The 18,433-nt window shown below is 73.1% G+C and carries 14 protein-coding genes and 1 pseudogene; 9 read left to right on the top strand and 6 right to left on the bottom strand.

What is annotated here, in order from left to right; all coding sequences use genetic code 11:
* Complete coding sequence (locus J2S42_RS40130; protein ID WP_307248072.1) at positions 1-1,239, bottom strand: glycosyltransferase; 1,239 nt, start codon at positions 1,237-1,239, stop codon at positions 1-3.
* 300 nt (positions 1,240-1,539) lie between these two features.
* The gene (locus J2S42_RS40125; RefSeq protein WP_307248070.1) at positions 1,540-2,070 is read right to left on the bottom strand and encodes a TetR/AcrR family transcriptional regulator; all 531 of its coding nucleotides are present in this window, start codon (positions 2,068-2,070) and stop codon (positions 1,540-1,542) included.
* A 59-nt stretch (positions 2,071-2,129) separates the two neighbouring features.
* Between J2S42_RS40125 and J2S42_RS40120 the strand changes: the two genes are divergently transcribed.
* The gene (locus J2S42_RS40120) at positions 2,130-3,311 is read left to right on the top strand and encodes an FAD-dependent monooxygenase (protein WP_307248068.1); all 1,182 of its coding nucleotides are present in this window, start codon (positions 2,130-2,132) and stop codon (positions 3,309-3,311) included.
* Here J2S42_RS40120 and J2S42_RS40115 read toward each other — a convergent pair.
* The 3 genes and pseudogenes from J2S42_RS40115 to J2S42_RS40105 form a co-directional block, all read right to left on the bottom strand.
* A complete protein-coding gene (locus J2S42_RS40115; RefSeq protein ID WP_307248066.1) occupies positions 3,298-5,196 on the bottom strand; it encodes an Hsp70 family protein in 1,899 nt (632 codons plus the stop codon). The two genes, J2S42_RS40120 and J2S42_RS40115, sit on opposite strands and share 14 nt — an antisense overlap.
* 73 nt (positions 5,197-5,269) lie before the next feature.
* Positions 5,270-9,049: pseudogene (locus J2S42_RS40110) on the bottom strand (GH92 family glycosyl hydrolase); the annotation flags it as partial.
* A 150-nt stretch (positions 9,050-9,199) separates the two neighbouring features.
* Positions 9,200-9,580: a hypothetical protein gene (locus J2S42_RS40105; protein ID WP_307248063.1), complete on the bottom strand. Its 381-nt coding sequence runs from the start codon at positions 9,578-9,580 to the stop codon at positions 9,200-9,202.
* Between the two features lie 109 nt (positions 9,581-9,689).
* Between J2S42_RS40105 and J2S42_RS40100 the strand changes: the two genes are divergently transcribed.
* Both J2S42_RS40100 and J2S42_RS40095 read left to right on the top strand, forming a co-directional pair.
* A complete protein-coding gene (locus J2S42_RS40100) occupies positions 9,690-10,505 on the top strand; it encodes a TIGR02452 family protein (RefSeq protein WP_307248061.1) in 816 nt (271 codons plus the stop codon).
* Positions 10,506-10,633: 128 nt separating this feature from the next.
* A complete protein-coding gene (locus tag J2S42_RS40095) occupies positions 10,634-12,367 on the top strand; it encodes an acyltransferase (RefSeq protein WP_307248059.1) in 1,734 nt (577 codons plus the stop codon).
* 182 nt (positions 12,368-12,549) lie between these two features.
* On the opposite strand, the gene J2S42_RS40090 is transcribed toward J2S42_RS40095, so the two are convergent.
* Positions 12,550-13,404: an SDR family oxidoreductase gene (locus J2S42_RS40090; RefSeq protein ID WP_307248057.1), complete on the bottom strand. Its 855-nt coding sequence runs from the start codon at positions 13,402-13,404 to the stop codon at positions 12,550-12,552.
* Positions 13,405-13,526: 122 nt separating this feature from the next.
* On the opposite strand from J2S42_RS40090, the gene J2S42_RS40085 reads away from it, so the two are divergent.
* The 6 genes from J2S42_RS40085 to J2S42_RS40060 all read left to right on the top strand — a co-directional run bounded on the left by J2S42_RS40085 (position 13,527) and on the right by J2S42_RS40060 (position 18,415).
* Positions 13,527-14,438: an AraC family transcriptional regulator gene (locus J2S42_RS40085; RefSeq protein WP_307248055.1), complete on the top strand. Its 912-nt coding sequence runs from the start codon at positions 13,527-13,529 to the stop codon at positions 14,436-14,438.
* Positions 14,435-14,731, top strand: a complete 297-nt coding sequence (locus J2S42_RS40080; RefSeq protein ID WP_307248054.1) for a hypothetical protein — start codon at positions 14,435-14,437, stop codon at positions 14,729-14,731. Before J2S42_RS40085 ends, J2S42_RS40080 begins: the two co-directional genes overlap by 4 nt.
* A gap of 138 nt (positions 14,732-14,869) precedes the next feature.
* The gene (locus J2S42_RS40075) at positions 14,870-15,616 is read left to right on the top strand and encodes a lytic polysaccharide monooxygenase (protein WP_307248052.1); all 747 of its coding nucleotides are present in this window, start codon (positions 14,870-14,872) and stop codon (positions 15,614-15,616) included.
* A gap of 216 nt (positions 15,617-15,832) precedes the next feature.
* Positions 15,833-16,660 carry a lytic polysaccharide monooxygenase gene (locus tag J2S42_RS40070; RefSeq protein ID WP_307248050.1) on the top strand — a complete coding sequence of 276 codons (828 nt, stop codon included), beginning with the start codon at positions 15,833-15,835 and terminating at the stop codon, positions 16,658-16,660.
* Between the two features lie 85 nt (positions 16,661-16,745).
* Positions 16,746-17,357: a DUF305 domain-containing protein gene (locus tag J2S42_RS40065; protein WP_307248048.1), complete on the top strand. Its 612-nt coding sequence runs from the start codon at positions 16,746-16,748 to the stop codon at positions 17,355-17,357.
* Between the two features lie 530 nt (positions 17,358-17,887).
* Positions 17,888-18,415 (top strand): YrhB domain-containing protein, encoded by a 528-nt coding sequence (locus J2S42_RS40060; RefSeq protein WP_307249295.1) that lies wholly within the window; start codon positions 17,888-17,890, stop codon positions 18,413-18,415.
* Positions 18,416-18,433: the final 18 nt, after the last annotated feature.

Raw genomic sequence — 18,433 nt, 5'->3', positions numbered from 1 at the left:
TCACCGTGCCGCCGATTCGACCAGGTCAGCGGCCCGGTCACCACCGTCGCCCTCCGCGGCCAGCCGCGCGGCCAGCCGGGACGCCGACTCCCGGACGTCCGGCACCAGCAGCCGGCCGACGCCGTCGCGGAGACGGCGGGCGTCCAGGTCGGCGAAGCGCAGCCAGTCGCCGGCGCCGAGCGCGCGCACCCGCTCGCCCCAGAACGGCTGGTCGCCGAGGACCGCGCAGACCAGGCTGGGCAGTCCGGCGCGGAGCGCGGCCGCGGTCGTACCGGCGCCGCCGTGATGCACCGCCGCGCGGCACCGGGGCAGGACCGCGTCGTGGTCCAGCGCACCGGCCACGAACAGGTTCCGGCTCGGTGGCACGTCCCACGCGGCGCTGACCAGCACCCGGCCCGGCAGGTCACGGAGCAGGCCGAGCATCCGGCCCGGTTCGGCCGCCGGCATGCTGCCGAATCCGATGTAGATCGGCGGCTCGCCGTCGTCCAGCCACCGGCCGAGGTCCGGTGCGGTGCCCCGCTCACCGATCCGCGCCCGGGTAGCCGCGTCCAGACCCAGAAAGCCCACCGTCGGCCGGTACGTGCCCCAGTCCGCGATCGCCGGGACCAGCACCCGGCTGTACGCCTGGATCTCCGTGGTACCGGCGCGGGCCAGGCGATGCCCGGTGGGTTCCCGCACCGGCGGCATCCCGAGCCGGGCGCGCAGCGCGTTCACGCTGCCGGCGATCGCGCGCCAGTGCACGCGCGCGGCCACCTCGTGGGTGAGCGCGGTCAGCGGCGCGGGCAGCCGCCGCACCGTCACGAAGTACGGCGCGATCGCCCGGTTCGGCCGGGACGGCGCGTAGTGCAGGCCGACCAGCGGGACACCGGCGTGCTCGGCGAGCACGGCCGCGTCGTCCTCGACCAGCCGGCTGGCCACGATCACCCGGGCGCCGCGGGCCGCCCCGATCAGCGCGTCCTGGACGTCGCCGATGACCGCGGCGCGCTTGCGGGCCAGCGCGGTCAGGTACCGCCGCGAGTCCCCCGCGGCCAGCAGCCGCTGCCCCTCGGCCGACTGCAGGAACTCGCGCGCGTCCACCCCGGCGGACACGGCCGCCAGCCCGGCGCGTTCCGCGAGACCCACCAGATCCGACGGTACGGCGAGCAGCACGTCGTGCCCGCGCCGGCGCAGCGCCACCCCGAGCGCCACCATCGGCTGCACGTCCCCCCGGCTCCCGACGCACAGCATGGCGATTCGCATGATCCTTTGTCCCCCGATCCCACCCGCACCGCAAGCACCCCGGCACGCGCGCCCCCGTTCCGGTACCGTCCGGCCAGGCGACGGCCTGCCTGGAATGCGGCGCGGAGGAGATCCACGAGCCTGCCGAGCGGGTGATGAACGCGGCCCAGAACCGATGCTCACCGTCCGCGGACACGGTGAGCCCGAGCCGCTCGCGCACCGAACAGCGCGATCCGTCCGGCGTCCCGGCGAAGAACCGAGGCAGGAACACGTGCTGTGATGAGGGCCGGGAATCGCCGGCAGGTGCGGTACCGGTGGCGGTCAGGCGGGGAGGTCGAGGGCGCGTAGGGCGGCGTTGACGGCCTCGGTGCGAAGCGTGGTGGTGAGGGTGGGGTCGTCGGGGAAGAGGATGACCGCGTCCTGGAGGCCGCCGAGGGCGACGACGGCACGGACCCGGCCGGCCGGGGTGGGGTCGGTGAGCGCGGCGTCGATGCGGGTGCGGACGGCGATGATGCGGTCGACGATCTGGAGTTCGTTGAGGACGGCGACGTCGCGGAGCAGCCCGAGCAGCACCGCGCGGTGGCGGTGGCAGGTGTCGAAGTAGGCCTCGAGCGTGGCGCGCGGGTCGGCCGGCAGATTGCCGGCCAGTGTCTCGATGTCGTCGAGCAGCGGGTCGACCAGGCTCTTGAGCAGATCGCTCTTGGAGCGGAAGTGGTAGTAGAGCGCGGCCTTGGTGATGCCGAGCCGGGTGGCGATCTCGGCCAGGCTGGTCTGTTCGTAGCCGCGGGAGGCGAACAGCTCCGTCGCGATCCGCCGGGCCTCCTCGCGGGTGTCGGCGTTCGGACGTGGCATGCGGTGATCATAGACCCGCCCTTGACTACCTGCCGGCCGGTAAGTAAGCATCGAGAGGTATGAGACGTGTGCTGATTTCGGGGGCCAGCATCGCGGGCCCGGCGCTGGCGTACTGGCTGGACCGGTACGGGTTCGACGTCACGGTGGTGGAGCGGTCGGCGGGCGTACGGCAGGGTGGTTATCCGATCGACGTCCGCGGGTCCGCGATCGAGGTCTGCGCGCGGATGGGCATTCTGCCGGCGCTGCGCGAGGCGGCGGTCAACACCCGGCGGCTGACCGCGCTGCACCCGGACGGGCGGGTCGCGGGGCGCGTCGAGGTGGAGCGGCTGCTCGGGACCGGGCAGACGCAGCGCGACGTGGAGCTGCCCCGCGGCGAGCTGAGCGACCTGCTGTACGCGCTGACCAAGGACCGGGTGGAGTACGTCTTCGGCGACTCGATCCGCACGATCACGCAGCACGGTGACACGGTCGGCGTCACGTTCGAGCAGGGCGCACCGCGTACCGTCGACGTGGTGGTGGGGTGCGACGGGCTGCACTCGAGGACCCGGTCGCTGGCGTTCGGCCCGGAGCCGGACTACCACCGGTACCTGGGCTTCTGCTTCGCCGGGTTCTCCGTGCCGAACACCGCGGGCCTGTACCGCGAGGCGGTGCTGCAGAACGGGCCCGGCCTCGGCGCCACCATGTACGCGATTCGCGACCAGCCGCGCCTGTTCACGCTGATGGTCTTCACCGGCCCGCAGCCGCCGCGCGGCTGGACCGCGGACGACGTACGCCGCCGGGTGCGGGAGCGGTTCGCGGGCTTCGGCGGCGAGGTGCCCCGCCTGCTGGACGCGATGGACGCGGCGGACGACCTGTACTTCGACACGGTCAGCCAGATCCGCATGCCGTCCTGGTCGGCCGGGCGGGTGGTGCTGGCCGGGGACGCCGGTTACGCGCCGTCGTTCCTGTCCGGTCAGGGCACCAGCCTGGCGCTGACCGGCGCGTACGTGCTGGCCGGTGAGCTGCACCGGGCGCCGGAGCACGCGTTCTCGCGGTACGAGGCGGCGATGCGCGAGTACGTGCGACGCAACCAGGACATGGCGGTCGGCGCGTCGTTCCTGTTCCCGCGCACCCGGCCCGGGCTGTGGCTGCGCAACCAGGGCCTGCGGGCGGCGCCGTTGCTGTCCCGGCTGTCCTCGCGGATCGACCGCAACGCGACCGCGCTCACCGTCGAGGACTACCAGGCGCCTACAGCTGCTTGATCTCGGTGATCGCGAGGTCGGCGTCGAACGTGATGCCGTACGTCTGCGACCGGGGGTAGCCGGGCAGCGCGGCCACGAAGTCGGCCAGGGGCACGGCGCCACCGTTGATGGTGCGGAACGTCGCGTCCTCGGCGACCGCGAGCCACCACGGGCCGACCCCGTCGGCCGTGCCGCCCGTCTCCGCGGCCTCCCGGATCCGCAGCCGCAGCCGGCCGCCGGACGTGCTGGAGGAGTCGATCACCATCGCGATCGGTCCGCGCCCGGCGTAATCGGTGCCGGGCAGGCCACGGTAGGCGTCCGGGTCGTCCGGGTTCGCCTCCCGGACCGCCTGCACGACCAGCGGGTCCAGCGGATCACCGGCGGCGTTGCGCAGCGGGCCGGCCGGGGTGGCCGCGGCACCGCTGGGAGCCGCCGGGCCGGTGCGCTGCGACCGGTCCGCCTCGCGGTCGTTGCGGTAGACGGCATAGCCGGCGCCCGCCGCGGCCAGCACGACGACCGCGGCCAGCGCGGCCGGCCAGCGGCGCCGCCGGGGCACCGGGCCGGTGGGCGCGGGATCGCCGGTCATCGTGACCTCGGGCGCACCGACCCGCGCGTACGGCCGGGTCGCGCCGTCGTTCGGCTCGATCCGCACGGACGACGGCCCCGCGGAGGACGGCCGGGCCGGTGACGTGCCACCCGGCCGGGCCGCCGCGTCACCGGCCCGCTTCGCCGCCGCGAGCGCCGTCAACGGCACCAGCGGCACCGGCGGCCCGTTCAGGACCGTCGCCAGGTCCGACCCGGTCTGCGCCGGAATCACGTACGGCACCTGGTCCCGGGCGACCCGCACGGTCGCGTGGGCGTCGGTCCGGCTGACCTCACCGGACCGGGACGCGCCGTGCGCCACCGCCAACTCCGGCTGCTCGATCACGGACGGTGCCACGCCCAGCGCGCGGTGCAGCGTGGACGCGACCAGCGGCACCCGGCTCGCGCCGCCGACCAGGAGCACGCCCGCGAGCGCGGACTCGGCCACGCCCGCCTCGCGCAGCACCGCCCGGGTGGCCGCCACGGTACGGTCGATCACCGGCCGGGCCAGCGCCTCGAACTCCTCCCGGCCGAGCGGCGCCTCCGTCTCCAGCAGCGGCACGTGGATGTGCGTGGCCGCGGACCGGGACAGCATCTCCTTGCCGGTCCGCACGTCCGCCCAGAACGCCCGGGACACCCGCCGGTCCGCGGCCGAGGCGGGCAGCATCAGGCGCCCCCACGCGGCCGGGTCCTTCGGCCCGTAGACCGCGCCGAGGTGCGCGACGATCGCGGCGTCCAGGTCCAGGCCGCCGCCGTCGGACAGGCCGGACGTGGCCAGCACCTCGAAACCGTCCCGGGTGCGGCGGATCACGGACGCGTCGAACGTGCCGGCGCCGAGGTCGTAGACGACCACGGTGCCACCGGCCGGGATCGTGGTACCGGCCGTGCCGGCGAAGTGCGCGGCGGCCGCGATCGGCTCGCTGACCAGCCGGACGTCGTGCATGCCGGCCCGGGTCGCGGCCTCGCGCAGCACCTCACGGCGGCGGCTGCCCCAGGCGGCCGGGTGGGTGATCGTGACCCGCCGCGGCGGCGCGGTGAGCTGGCCGAGCACCCGGCGGAGCACGGCCGCGAACAGGTCCGGCACGTCCACCTCGACGTCGCCGAGCAGCACGGTCCGTTCGTCGACGCGCTGCTTCGGGTACGGCTCGTAGCTCTCCGGCGAGGTGCGGGCCGCGTGCGCCGCGTCCGGCCCGACGAGCAGCTGCCCGGCCGGGTCCGCGCAGACCCCGGACGGCAGCGACGGCGTGCCGTCGAAGAGCACCGGGCGGCCGTCCACCACGGCCACCGTGCTGGAGGTGCCGAAATCGATGCAGAGGTGCGTCACCGGATCACGATAGCGGCCCTCGACAGGGCATTCGTGTCCGGCGCCGCCGTGGCGGCGCCGGACACGAGGATCAGGCCAGCAGTTCCAGCTCGGCCACGGTGGCCGGGCCGGTGAACTCCAGGCGGTAGTGCCGGTACGAACCGGGTGCGGAGACCGTGAACGGCCGGGTCTGCTGCCGCCAGGTGAACGACTCACCGGACCGCTCGGACAGCGTCGTCCAGGTCTGCCCGTCGGCCGAGCCGAGCAGCTTCCAGGCGCCCGGGTCCGCGCCCGCCGTGGCCGCGGACGTGATCGTGTACTGCTCGACCGTGGCGGCCTCGGGCAGGTCCCACTGCTGCGCGGTCACCGACGCCGGCGTGGCCGACGAGTCGTCCGCGAGCGCGGCCGTGGTCACCGTGCCGGTCACGTCCCGCCGCGGTGTGGCGATCGCCGGGCCCTGGGTCAGCGACGGCGGCACCGCGTTCGCGCCGGTCGCCCAGCGGGACGGTGTCGCACCCATGGTGAAGTCCAGCGTGGCACCGTTCGCGAGCACCGAGTGCGGCAGGTGCGTCTGGTTCCACGCCTTGCCGTTCACCTTGAGCGACTGCACGTACACGGTGGACCTGGAGTTGCCGGGGGCGCGGATGACCACCTTCTTGCCGTTCTCCAGGTTGATGGTCGCCTTGGTGAACAGCGGGGAGCCGATCACGTAGGACGCGCTGCCCATCTGGAGCGGGTAGAAGCCGAGCGCGGCGAACACGTACCAGGCGGACATCTCGCCGTTGTCCTCGTCGCCCGGGTAGCCCTGGCCGATCTCGCTGCCGAGGTAGAGCCGGTCCAGCACCTCGCGGGTGAGCGCCTGGGTCTTGTACGGCTGCCCGGTGAACGCGTACATCCACGGGATGTGGTGCGACGGCTGGTTGGAGTGCCCGTACTGGCCCATCCGCACGTCCCGCGCCTCGGTCATCTCGTGGATGACGCCACCGTACGAGCCGCCCTTGAGCCCTTCCTCCGGGTCGGCGAAGAACGCGTCCAGCTTGGCCGCGAGCGCGTCCCGGCCGCCGTAGAGGTTGGCCAGGCCCTGCCCGTCCTGCGGCACGTGGAACGCCATGTTCCACCCGTTCGTCTCGGTGTAGTCGTAGCCCCACACCTCCGGGTCGTACTGCTCCGGCGTCCACCGCCACTGACCGGCCGAGTTCCGGCCCTGGAAGAAGTCCACGGACGGGTCGAACAGGTTGACGTACCCGAGCGCCCGCTGCCGGTAGTGCTCCGCCTCCTCCCGGTACCGGGCGGCGTCGGGGCCGCCGCGCGAGGCGAGCGCGGACGCCATGTTCGCGATGCCGAAGTCGTTGATGTAACCGTCCATCGCCCAGGAGAACGCCTCACCGGTCACGTCCGACGGCGTGTAGCCCTTGAAGATCGACGTCCGCATGCCCTTGCGCCCGACGTTGTCGTTCGGGGGTGTGACCGACGCGTTCTTCACCGCCGCCGCGTAGGCCTCCTCGAGATCGAAGCCCTTGACCCCCTTGAGGTACGCGTCCGCGAACGCGACGTCCGAGCTGGTGCCGACCATCAGGTTCGCGTAGCCCGGCGACGACCAGCGGGAGATCCAGCCGCCGTCCCGGTACTGCTGCACGAACCCGTCCGCCATCTCGCCCGCCGTCGTGGGTGTGAGCAGCGAGTACGCGGGCCAGGTGGTGCGGTAGGTGTCCCAGAAGCCGTTGTTGACGTACACCTTGCCGGGTTTGACCTCCGCCCCGGTCTCGGTCGGCGTGCTCGGCGGCGTCGACACCGACGACTGCACCGCGTGCCGGTAGACCGGTGCCGCGGCCGTGCCGGTGTTCTCGAACGCCGAGTTCGGGTAGAGGAACAGCCGGTACAGGTTGGAGTAGAGCGTGACCAGCTGGTCGCGGCTCGCGCCCTCCACCTCCACGGTCCTCAGCTTCGTGTTCCATGCCGCCTCGGCCCGGGCCCGCACCGACTCGACGGTGTCGTTCGCGGCGACCTCCAGGCCGAGGTTGTGCCGGGCCTGCGCCACGCTGATCAGCGAGGTGGCCACGCGCAGGTTCACGGTCCTCGCGCCGACCGTCACGTACCCGGTCGAGGGGCGGTTGCCGTTCGGCAGCATGCCGCTCGCGGTCACCGGCGCGTCCAGCGTGCCGTAGAGGAACATCCGCGTCGCGCCGTTGGACAGGCCGCTGCGCACGTCCGACCAGCCGGTGATCGTGCCGGTTGCCGCGTCGATGGTCAGGCCCGAGTTCGCGTCCACGTTGTCGAGGACGATGCTGCCGCCGTCGCCGGTGAACGTGAACCGCAGCACCGCCGCGTGGTCGGCCGGTGCGATCTCCGCCTTCAGCCCGCTGTCGAACGTGACGCCGTAGTAGTGCGGCTTCGCCACCTCGTTGTCGTGCCGGAAGGTCAGCGCCCGCCCGGTCCGGCTCGCGTCCGGCACGCCGGTGCCGTCCTGCGGCATGAACTGGAACGTCTGCCGGTCCGCCATCCACGGGCTCGGCTCGTGACTGACCGCCAGCGCCTGCAGCGCCGGCCGGTTCTGCGCGTCGTTGGCCTTGTGGTACTCGTACAGCCAGCTCAGCGTGCCCGCGTTGGTCACCGGCGTCCAGAAGTTGAAGCCGTGCGGCACCGCGGTCGCGGGGATGTTGTTGCCGCGGGAGAACGCGCCGCTGGAGTGCGTGCCGCGCCGCGTCTCCACGTACCCGGCGAGGCTCTTCGAAGGTTTCTCGACCGGCGTGTCCGCGATGCTGATGTCGTCGAACCAGGCACGCCACGGGCTGGCCGGCCCGGCCGGCTTGTCGTAGGCGACCAGGATGCGGTCGATCGTCTTGCCGCGGGCCACGTCCCCGATCCGGGTGATGATCTTGTTCCACTGGTTCGCGGAGAGCGTCTTCGCCGCGCCCTGCGCCGCCGGGCTGACCACGGTCCCGTGCTGATCCTTCGCCGCGAGCCCGCTCAGGAACGTGCCGTCGGTGAACGCCAGATCCACCGCGGTGTACGTGGCCGGATAGCTCATGTCACCGCGGGTGAACTCCGGGAACACCAGGTAGGACAGCTCGGTGTCCCGGTGCACCCGCAGGTTCACGTCGTAGATCTTGTTGTACGTGTAGCCGCGCCCGTCCACCGCGTGCCGCCCGGCGAACTCCAGCGCCTTGACGCCGGTGAAGCCGGCCCGTGCCTTCGCGGCCGGCGCGTTACCCGGCCCGTCGCCGATCGCGCTGCGCACCGGCGCCGGTGGCTGCGGCGTCTCGTCACCGTCGGACAGCTGCAGGTCGGCCAGCTGGATCAGGTTCACGCCGCCGTTCGCGGTCACGCTCAGCCGGTAGTGGCTCCACTCCCCCGGCGTGGCCACGTCGAACGTGCTGGTGTTGCCGCGCGCGCCCAGGTTCTGCCCGGTCCGGGTGTCCACCGTGGTCCACGCGCTGCCATCGTTCGAGCCCTCCAGGCGCCAGTCCTTCGGGTCGCGCTCCGGCGCGTCGTTCGCCGCGGTCAGCGCGTATCTCACCACCCGGACCGGCGCGTCCAGCCGGTAGGCGGCCCAGCCGGTCGCGGTGAAGACCAGCCACTTCGTGTCCGGGTCCGCGTCGTTCAGGTTCTCCTTGACCTCGCCGCCCCCGGTGTTCTCCCCGGACGCGGTGATCGCGGTGACCCGGCCCGCGACCGAGCCCGGCAGCCCCGGGTTCAGCCGGCCGTCCACGCCGGACACGCGTTCCGCCGTGTCCACCCAGGCCGGCGGCGGATCCCCGCTCTCGAACGAGCTGGCGAACCGGGGCGCCGGAGCCGCCGACACCGGTGCCGGGATCATCACCAGCCCTCCGACCAGTACCGATGCCATTGTGGCGGCGACGGGCAGACGACGCATGAGACCTCCATCGACGATGATGACCCGCCCGCCATCTTCGATCGCCGGTCACTGATATGTAAAGGTCCCTTAACAAAAATTCCGATCATGGGGTACGGATGCGGCCGCCCCGCGCATCGTGCGAGGCGGCCGCGCTGCCACGGTCGGGGATCAGCAGCTGAACGACACCGCGGAGGTGCCGCTGAGCCCGCGCACGCTCGCGCACGCGCCCTTCTGCTTCACCGGCCCGGCGTAGTAGCGGTAGGTGCCGTCGTCCAGCGCCCAGCCGCGGCCGCCGCGCACCAGCAGGCCCGCACCCACGTACGACGCCTTGCCGATCCGGGCGGTCTTGATCGTGACCACGCACTGCCAGTGGCCGCTGGTCAGCTGGTAGACGACCGCGTCCGCGACCTTCGCCTGCCGCTTCACCGTGTATCCGGCGCCGCACAGCTTCGCGGGCGAGTACGGGTTCGGCGCGGCCTGGGCGGCGGCGGGCGCGAGCGTGACGGCGACGACCACGGCGGTCAGCACGCCGAGGATCCGGCGGATCATATCGGTGACTCCTTTTTGTCCGTTCAATTCCTTCGTAGGTACAACGGCGCGCGGCCGACCGGGATATTCGCTGTTCAAGATCAGCACATTGGCCCCAGAATCGGGTTCCGTGAGTGCCCGACTGCGAGAAATCGCCCGCTCCACCCTTGCCGCGCTCGACGCCGGCGCATACACCGCCCCGTCCGGCGCGACCGTGCCACTGGCCCCGCTCGTCGACGCCGCGGTCGCCGGCACCGTGCTGCACCTGCCGGACGCCGCTCTTCCCGCCGCACCCGCCGGCGCGGCCGGTGACGCCGCGGCCGGCGTCGAGGTCACCGCGGAGAGCACGCTGTGGGCCGCGCGGCGGCTCGCGGCGGACGGGCCGGTCGCGGCGCTGGTGTTCGCGTCCGCGAAGAACCCCGGCGGCGGGTTCCGCACCGGCGCGCAGGCACAGGAGGAGAGCGTCGCCCGCGCGAGCGCGCTGTTCCCCTGCCTCACCGCCGTGCCCGGGTTCTACGACTTCCACCGCGAGCAGGGCGACCTGCTGTACAGCGATCGGGTGATCTACTCGCCGGCCGTACCGGTCTTCCGGGACGACAAGGGCCGCTTCCTGGACGCACCGCACCCGGTGTCGATGCTGACCGCGGCCGCCCCGAACCGCGGTGCGATCGCCCGCAACCAGCCCGCGTCGCTCCCCCGGGTCGACGCGGTGCTGGCGGCGCGCGCCCGCCGCGTCCTCGAGGTCGCGGCCGCGCACGGTGAGCGACGGCTCGTGCTCGGCGCGTGGGGCTGCGGTGTCTTCCGCAACGACCCGGCCGCGGTGGCGGACGCGTTCGCGACCGCGCTCGACGCGCTCCCGGGCCGCTTCGACCGGGTGGTTCTCGCTGTGCTGGACCGCGGCGACGCACCCATCCGGGCCGCGTTCACCGCACGATTCGCCCGCTGACGGCAACTGTCGGGTGTTCAGCACGTTCCCAGCGACGCGGGCGACTCCGGTACGCTGCCCCATCGTCCGTTCCTCGTTCTGCCGGGTGTCCTGCGCCCTCAGCCGACGAAGCCTGAAGGGGAGTCGCCGTGACCGAGCAGTCCGCCGAGCGCGACCGCTTGTACGAGCTGGACGGGCTGCGCATCTTCGCCGCGGTCGCCGTCATGTTCTACCACTACGCGTGGGCGAACGCGGCCGGCCCCGAACCGCACACCGGCACCGGCTACCCGGAGCTCGGTGGCCTGTTCCAGTACGGTTACCTCGGCGTCGACCTGTTCTTCACGATCAGCGGCTTCGTCATCCTGCTCAGCGCGATGGGCCGCCGCCCGGCCGAGTTCGTCATCTCCCGCGTGGTGCGCCTCTACCCGGCGTACTGGGTGGCGCTGACCATCACCGCGATCGTGCTGGCCACGATCGGCGCCGACCAGTTCCCGATCAGCGTCGTGCAGTACGCGGCGAACCTGACCATGTTCAACTCGCTGGTCAACATCCCGAACGTGGACGTCGTCTACTGGACGCTCTGGGCCGAGATGCGCTTCTACGTGATGATCCTGATCTTCACGATGATCGGCATCACGAAGAACCGGGTGCTGGTCTTCCTCTGGGGCTGGACCGCGATCTCACTGCTGCTCGCCGCGAACGTGCTGCCCGGCCCGGTCCAGACCGTCGCCACGCTGATCTTCCAGCCGGAGTGGTCGCAGTATTTCATCGCCGGCATGGCGCTCAGCCTGCTCTACCGGTTCGGCCGGACGTGGCAGCCGTTCGCACTGCTCGCGGTGTCGGCCGTGATCGCGGTCGTCCGGTCGATCGACTTCAAGAACGCGGTCGGCGAGCGGTACCAGGCGGAGTTCCACACCGCGGTCGTGGTCACCGTCGTGCTGCTGGTCTTCGTGGTGATGACGCTGGTCGCGCTGCGCGTCACGCGCGGTGTCGGCCGGCCCTGGTTCGCGGTCGCGGGCAGCCTCACCTACCCGCTCTACCTGATCCACGACCGGGTCGGCGTCGTGCTCTGGAACCGCCTCGACGACTACGTCAACCGCTGGGTCCTGCTGCTGATCGTGCCGCTGCTGATGTGCAGCGTCGCCTGGCTGATCCACCGGTACGTCGAGCGCCCCGGCGCGAAGGCGATGAAGCGCGGGCTGACGAAGCTGGCGGCGCGCTTCGGCCTGGTCACGCCGCGCGGCGGGCGGTCCGGCAAGCCGGACGAGGAGCCCGCCATATCCGGCGCGGCCAAGCCGGACACGGCGCGCGGCGTGGTGCACGTACCCCAGCCGACCCCGCCGGGCCGGCCGGCCGCGCCGGAGCCGCAGGCGCCGCCCGGCGGCACCGCCTTCCCGCAGCCGGGTGTCGGCACCGCTCGCCGGCAGGCGGCGGGAGCCACGCCGCCTGCCGACGGCGCCGCATATCAGCCCGCCACCGGCGGCCGGGCCTACCCGGGACCGTCCGGGAGCGCTGCCTATCCGGAGCCGTTCGGTGGCACCGCCCGTCCGCAGCCCACCGGCGGCGGCACTCACCAGGCGCCCGCTGGCGGCGGCTCCTACCAGCCACCCGCCGGGGGCGGCTCCTACCAGCCACCCGCCGGGGGCGGCTCCAACCAGCCACCCGCCGGGGGCGCGGCCTATCAAGGATCCGACGGTGCCGCTTATCGGCCGGCCGCCGGGGATGCGCAGCATCAGCCGGTGGACGGGTACCGGCCGCGGCCCGGCGCGGATCAGCAGGATCCGTATCAGCAGCCCGGCGCGGACCCGTACCGGCAGCCCGGCTACGGCCGACCGTATCAGCCGCCGGCGGACGAGACGCCGGGCGAACGTCGCTGGCAGTAGCGGCGGGGAGCGGCGGATTCGACGTGGCCGATCAGGCCGACCGAGCAGATCATGCGCCGGGCCGGTGCCGTCACCCGGGACCGCGCGGCTCCGCCGGCCGCGCGGCTCCGCCAGGGCCGTTGATCGACCTCGACGGCCTGCGGAGCCGGCGTCGCTGCTCACCGGTTCCGGCCTGAGCCCGGTCAGCGCATGTGGGCCGCGATTCCCATGTCCGCGCCGACGATCCGGGCCGCCTCGGCCGCCGCGCGGTTGAGGTCGTCCAGCGCCGCGACCTGCACGGCCGGGCCGACCACGGTCCGGTGCGGCCGGGTGCCGTCCGCGGCCTCGACCAGCCGGACCAGCGCGTCCGCGACCGGCTGGGGGTCGCCGTCCTGCTCCTGCTGACGTGTGATCAGGTCGGTCATGAACGCGCCGAGCGCCGGCAGGTACGGCTCCAGCCGCGCCGCGTCCGCGGGCATCGTGCCCTTCGCGCCGAGCTCGGTGGTGTGCGGCGCGGCCTCCAGGCTCACCGACTCGACGCCGGAGCCGGCCAGTTCGTACCGCCAGGCCTCGGTCAGGCTGGCCAGTGCGGCCTTGCTGGCGCTGTACAGGCCGGTGAACGGCACGGTCACCCGGTCGGACGTGGAGCTGACCTGGATCAGCAGGCCGCGGCCCCGCACGCGCAGGTGCGGGAGCGCGGCCCGGTTCACCCGCAGCGCGCCGAGCACGTTCACGTCCAGCTGCCGCAGCACCTCCTCCGCCGTGTACGCCTCGACCGGCCCGGCGAAGACCTGCCCGGCGTTGTTGATCACCACGTCCAGACGGCCGGCGGTGCCGACGACCGTCTCGACCGCGCGCGTCGCCGCGTCCTGGTCGGTCACGTCCAGCTCGATCACGCGCGCGACGGCCGCCAGCTTCTCCGCGGCCGGCCGGTTGCGGCCCTCGACGTCGCGCATCGCGGCGAAGACCGTGTGCCCGCGCGCCGCCAGCGCCTCCACGGCCAGCCGCCCGAAGCCGGTGCCCGCGCCGGTCACCAGCACCACTCTCGTGTCACCCATGTCGTGTTCCCACTCTCGTACGCCGTTGCTGTGCGGGCAAAGCTAGGCGCCGCCCGGGCCCCGCGGCTTGAACGCGGCGGCCGCCGAATGGAACGTCCGGGACAGCGTGCTTCCATGGGTGGATGAACTCACCGCGCGGCACGGTCCTGGTCGACACCGCACGCCCCGGCCCGCCCGCGCACGACGAGCGGTTCACCCGGATCAGCGGCTGCGCGCCGCTGCCCGCGGTGACCCGGTCGGCCGCACGCGTGCACGGCCGCGACTCCCGCGCCGGCGACGTGACCGTCACCGACTTCCACACCACCGCCGGGGTACGGACCCCGGTCGCCCCGCACCAGCCCGCCGAGATGCGGCTCTACCTGGTGCGCCGCGGCGTCTGGACGCTCGACTACGACCGTGGCGCGTTCCCGGTGCGGCCCGGCGGCTTCCTGGCGTACCCGTCGACGGGTTTGAAAGGTTTTGACACCACGCCGCAGACCACCGGCCACTCGGTCGCGATCCCGCTCGGCGAGCTGCGCGACCTGCCCGTCGACGCGCCGCTCACCGGTTCCGCCGCCGCCGCCGAGGTCCGGCTGCTGCTCGCCCACGCCACCCTGCTGCACGACACGATCGACGACCTCAGCGACGCCGGTGTCGGCGCCGCCCGCAACGCGCTGGTCGAACTGACCCGCGGCGTCCTGCGCCGCGCCGCCGACGCCACCGAGCCGGCGCTGGCCCCCGCGCTGGCCCGCGCCGCCCGCGACCTGGCCGACCGGCTGCTCACCCGTGCCGAGCTGACCCCCGCGCTGCTCGCCCGCGAACTGCACGTCTCGGTCCGCACGCTGAGCCGTGCCTTCGCCGGCACCGGCGAACCGGCCGCCGCCTACATCCGCCGCCGCCGGCTCGAGGAGGCCCGCCGCGCGCTGGCCGCCGGCCACACCGTCTCGGAGGCCGCCGCCCGGTTCCGCTTCGCCGACAGCAGCCACTTCATCCGCACCTTCCGCGCCCACTACGCCGAGACCCCGGCCCAGTACGCCAAGCGCACCCGCCCGTGACCGGCGACGACATCTTCGACCACGACATCACGGCGAACTTCGTCCACGACCTCGACGACGTCGGCGAGGCGGACCGCCTCGCGTTCGTGGCATCGGCACTGCGCGCCGTGGTCACGACCGGCCACGACGCCGACGACGGCGACCGCATCCGCGCCGTCGCGGCCACTGCCCTGATACCGCGTCCTGCCCGGCGGCGACGACTTCACCCCGGTGGTCTGCGGCCCGCTGCACCCGCTCGGCGGAAGCGCGCACTGCGCCCGCCTTCGACGGATTCGGCATTTACTGTTAACTAGGTTTTCAGTAGACTGGCTGGCACGTCAGGCGCCTGGTGGAGGGCGTTCCGGCGGTTGGGCCGCAGCGCTGTGCGGGGATCGCAGCAGCGCGCAGGCATCGGCCGCGGCCCTGGACCCCCACCCGAAGGAGCCCGTCACATGCGGAGGAATCTCCTCACCCTGGCCCTGCTCACCCCGCTGTCCGTCCTCGCCACCACGGTCGTCGCGGCGGCGCCGGCCAGCGCGCACGGCTACATCTCCTCGCCGCCGAGCCGGCAGGCGCTCTGTGCCAGCAAGACGGTCGCCAACTGCGGCGACATCCAGTGGGAGCCGCAGTCCGTCGAGGCGCCCAAGGGGCGCACCCAGTGCAGCGGCGGCGTCGACCGGTTCCGGCAGCTGGACGACGAGTCGAAGGGCTGGCCGGCCACACCGGCCGGCTCCAGCGTCACGTTCAACTGGGTGCTGACCGCGCGGCACGCCACCAGCACCTGGCAGTACTTCATCGGCTCGGCGAAGGTCGCGGAGTTCAACGACGGCGGCGCGCAGCCGGGCGCGACCGTGCGGCACACGGTCACCTTCGGCGGCTACGGCGGGCGGCAGCGGGTGCTCGCGGTGTGGAACGTCGCGGACACGCCGAACGCGTTCTACGCCTGCGTGGACCTGCAGTTCGGCGGCGGGACCGGCAACCCTGGACCGTCGCCCACCCCGACGCCCCGGCCGACCGCGACCCCGACGCCGCCCCCGGTCACGCCGCCGCCTGCCGGTGGCACCTGGGCGGCCGGCACCAGTTACGCGACCGGTGCGACCGTGACCTACGGCGGGCTGAGCTACCGCTGCAAGCAGTCGCACACCGCCATCACGGGCTGGGAGCCGCCGAACGTACCGGCGCTCTGGGACCGCGTCTGACCCGCCGGTCCGGGCGTCGCCGCGCGGTGCCCGGACCCGCCGGATCACGAACCCGCCGAGGGTACGCGGTGAGCCAGGAGAAGAGCATAAAGAAGATTTAGGGAAGGCATGATCTTACTTTAGGTGACCTTCTTCTAGCGTGAGTTCCACGCTGAGTGACACCCTCCCGCCGGGGATCGCGCAGCGGGTCCGTCCTACGAAGGAGCACCGTTCGTCATGCGTAGAACCCTCACCACGTCCCTTCTCGCGCTGGGCACCGTCGCCGGTTCCCTGGTGGTCGCGTCGCCGGCGAGCGCGCACGGCTACATATCGTCTCCGCCGAGCCGGCAGGCGAACTGCGCGAGCGGCGCGGCCAAGGACTGCGGCAACATCCAGTACGAGCCGCAGTCGGTCGAGGGGCCGAAGGGCCTGACGAGCTGCGACGGTGGCCTGTCGCAGTTCTCGGTGCTGAAGGACGACGCGCGGGCCTGGCCGGTGACGAACGTCGGCACGTCCGCGTCGTTCAGCTGGGTGCTGACCGCCCGGCACAAGACGTCGACGTGGCAGTACTTCGTCGGCACCAAGAAGATCGCCGAGTTCGACGACAAGGGCGCGCAGCCGGCCGCGACCGTCCGGCACCAGGTGAACCTGAGCGGCTACTCCGGCCGGATCAAGGTGCTGGCCGTGTGGAACATCGCGGACACGCCGATGGCGTTCTACAACTGCGTCGACCTGAACGTGGGCGGCACCGGCGGCAACGCACCGGCGAAGCCGGCCCCGGAGCAGCCCGCGCCCCAGCAGCCGGCACCGCAGCAGCCGGCGAACCCGGCGCCCGCGTCCCCGTCCGCCTCGGCCGGCACGTCCGCACCGGTCAGCGGTGGCGGCAACACCGGCGGTGGCAACACCGGCGGCGGTGCCGCGACGGACTGGAAGAGCTGGACCGCGTACAAGACCGGCGACAGGGTCACGTTCGAGGGCGTCACCTACGAGTGCCGCCAGGGGCACACCACGCTCCCCGGCTGGGAGCCGCCGATCGTGCTCGCGCTCTGGCTTCCGGTCACGTGATTCTCCGTGCGGGACCCGTTCCGACCGGCGGGTCCCGCACGGTCCCCTCGCCCACGATCTCGTGCACACCGCTAGGAAGCCCACGATGACACGCCGTCTCGCCACCGCCCTGCTCACCGCCACCGCCCTGACCGCGGTCCTGACCGCCTGCGGTACCGCCCCCGCCACGCCGTCCACCTCGCCGGACACCCCGCCGGCCGCCGCGGACACGGCGCCGAACACCGGCGGGCGCAACGACCACGACGTGATGTTCCTGCAGATGATGGTCAACCACCACGAGCAGGGCGTCGCGATGGCGGAGATCGCCACCGAGAAGGCCACCAGCGACGACCTGAAGACGCTCGCCTCCGCGGTCGTCGCCACCCAGAAGGACGAGATCGCCACCATGAAGTCGTGGCTGACCGCCTGGGGCGAGGCCGACCGCGCCGACACCGACGTCAATCTGCACGCCGACCACGGCGGCCTCCCGGCCACCACGCCCGAGGAGATCGAGTCGCTGCGCAACACGCCCGCGGCCGACTTCGACGGCACGTTCCTCGCGCTGTTCACCGGCCACCAGCACAACGCGGTCGAGATGGCGAAGACCGAGGCCGCCGAGGGCGCGAACCCGGACGCGAAGGCGCTCGCCAAGAGCATCGACGACTCCCGCACCGCCCAGATCCAGCTGATGCTGAAGATCAGCGCGGGCACGGTCTGACACACCGCCCGGGGGTACGGCGTGCGCGCCGTACCCCCGGATTCAGTCCACCGGCACGCCGGACTCGGTCATCGGCATCCGGGTGGCCCACTCCGGCGCGCGCCGGTGATCCGCAGGTCCGGCACGCCGGCACGCAGCTCCTCGTGCCGCACCGCGCCGCCACGCCGTACCGGCCAACATCCCGCCATGCTCAGCGGGCGACCCTCACGCGGCCGTCACGTCCGCGCAGACCTCGTCGATCGGCGCCGCCACCGGGCGGGTACGGCCTCCGTGTCGTGCGGAGGTGGGCGATGACCGACCGGTCCGCCACGTCCGCGAAGGCCGGCCCTCGCCACGGCGTGAGCGCCTCCCGCTGCCCGCGCGGCCGCAGTCCCATGGTGATCCCGCCGAGCCGCGTCCAGTCCGTCCGCGACCAGCCGCTCGAACCGCCGATCGATCAGGAACGATCTGGAATCGTTCCTCACCGGGACAGCGACACGCGGTTGCGCCGGCTCGGCGCCGGTAGACCGGACAATGCTGGTGTGATCACGATGGAGCGTGCCGTCGCGCTGGTGGAGGCGCAGCTCGCGGTCGAGCGGCGGGCGCAGCCCCGGCTTCCGGAACTCGGCGTGAGCGCCGTGCGGAGACACGCTCTCGGGTGGCTCGTCTCCTGGCAGTCCGCGGAGTACATCCGTACCGGAGATCCCGGTCGGATGCTGGTCGGGCACGGCCCGTACCTGGTCGACCAGGAGGACGGGAGCATTCATCACATTCCCGTCACCACTTTCGTCGCCGAGGCCTGGGAGGAGCTCTATCGCGAGCAGGTCAAGGGCATGGCGCCACCCGACGCGCTGCTCGACGCGGTACGGGACCTGATCACGCGGGAGAGCGGCACGGCCGCCCTGCGGCATCTGCGCCGGAACGCGCCTCGGCTCAGCCTCCGGGAGGCGAAGGCGTACGTCGACGCCGTGCGCGCCGGCGACGAGCCCGATGCGGAGCTGCGCGACCGCACCCGCGAGGACCGTTGGCGGGACGTACTGCCGATCACGACCCTCACCGGCCCGAACAGCCCTCGGTGACGGCGGGGCGCCGGAGGC

Source organism: Catenuloplanes indicus (assembly GCF_030813715.1).
Lineage (GTDB): Bacteria > Actinomycetota > Actinomycetes > Mycobacteriales > Micromonosporaceae > Catenuloplanes > Catenuloplanes indicus.
Note: the sequence above shows the minus strand (reverse complement) of the source record. Positions and strands in the feature narration are given on the sequence as shown.

Excerpts from the sequence above, each read along its gene's own strand:
- J2S42_RS40120 (WP_307248068.1), top strand. The coding sequence starts at position 2,130 with ATGAGACGTGTGCTGATTTCGGGGGCCAGCATCGCGGGCCCGGCGCTG.
- J2S42_RS40060 (WP_307249295.1), top strand. The coding sequence starts at position 17,888 with ATGGAGCGTGCCGTCGCGCTGGTGGAGGCGCAGCTCGCGGTCGAGCGG.
- J2S42_RS40065 (WP_307248048.1), top strand. The coding sequence starts at position 16,746 with ATGACACGCCGTCTCGCCACCGCCCTGCTCACCGCCACCGCCCTGACC.
- J2S42_RS40075 (WP_307248052.1), top strand. The coding sequence starts at position 14,870 with ATGCGGAGGAATCTCCTCACCCTGGCCCTGCTCACCCCGCTGTCCGTC.
- J2S42_RS40085 (WP_307248055.1), top strand. The coding sequence starts at position 13,527 with ATGAACTCACCGCGCGGCACGGTCCTGGTCGACACCGCACGCCCCGGC.
- J2S42_RS40090 (WP_307248057.1), bottom strand. The coding sequence starts at position 13,404 with ATGGGTGACACGAGAGTGGTGCTGGTGACCGGCGCGGGCACCGGCTTC.
- J2S42_RS40125 (WP_307248070.1), bottom strand. The coding sequence starts at position 2,070 with ATGCCACGTCCGAACGCCGACACCCGCGAGGAGGCCCGGCGGATCGCG.
- J2S42_RS40130 (WP_307248072.1), bottom strand. The coding sequence starts at position 1,239 with ATGCGAATCGCCATGCTGTGCGTCGGGAGCCGGGGGGACGTGCAGCCG.
- J2S42_RS40070 (WP_307248050.1), top strand. The coding sequence starts at position 15,833 with ATGCGTAGAACCCTCACCACGTCCCTTCTCGCGCTGGGCACCGTCGCC.
- J2S42_RS40105 (WP_307248063.1), bottom strand. The coding sequence starts at position 9,580 with ATGATCCGCCGGATCCTCGGCGTGCTGACCGCCGTGGTCGTCGCCGTC.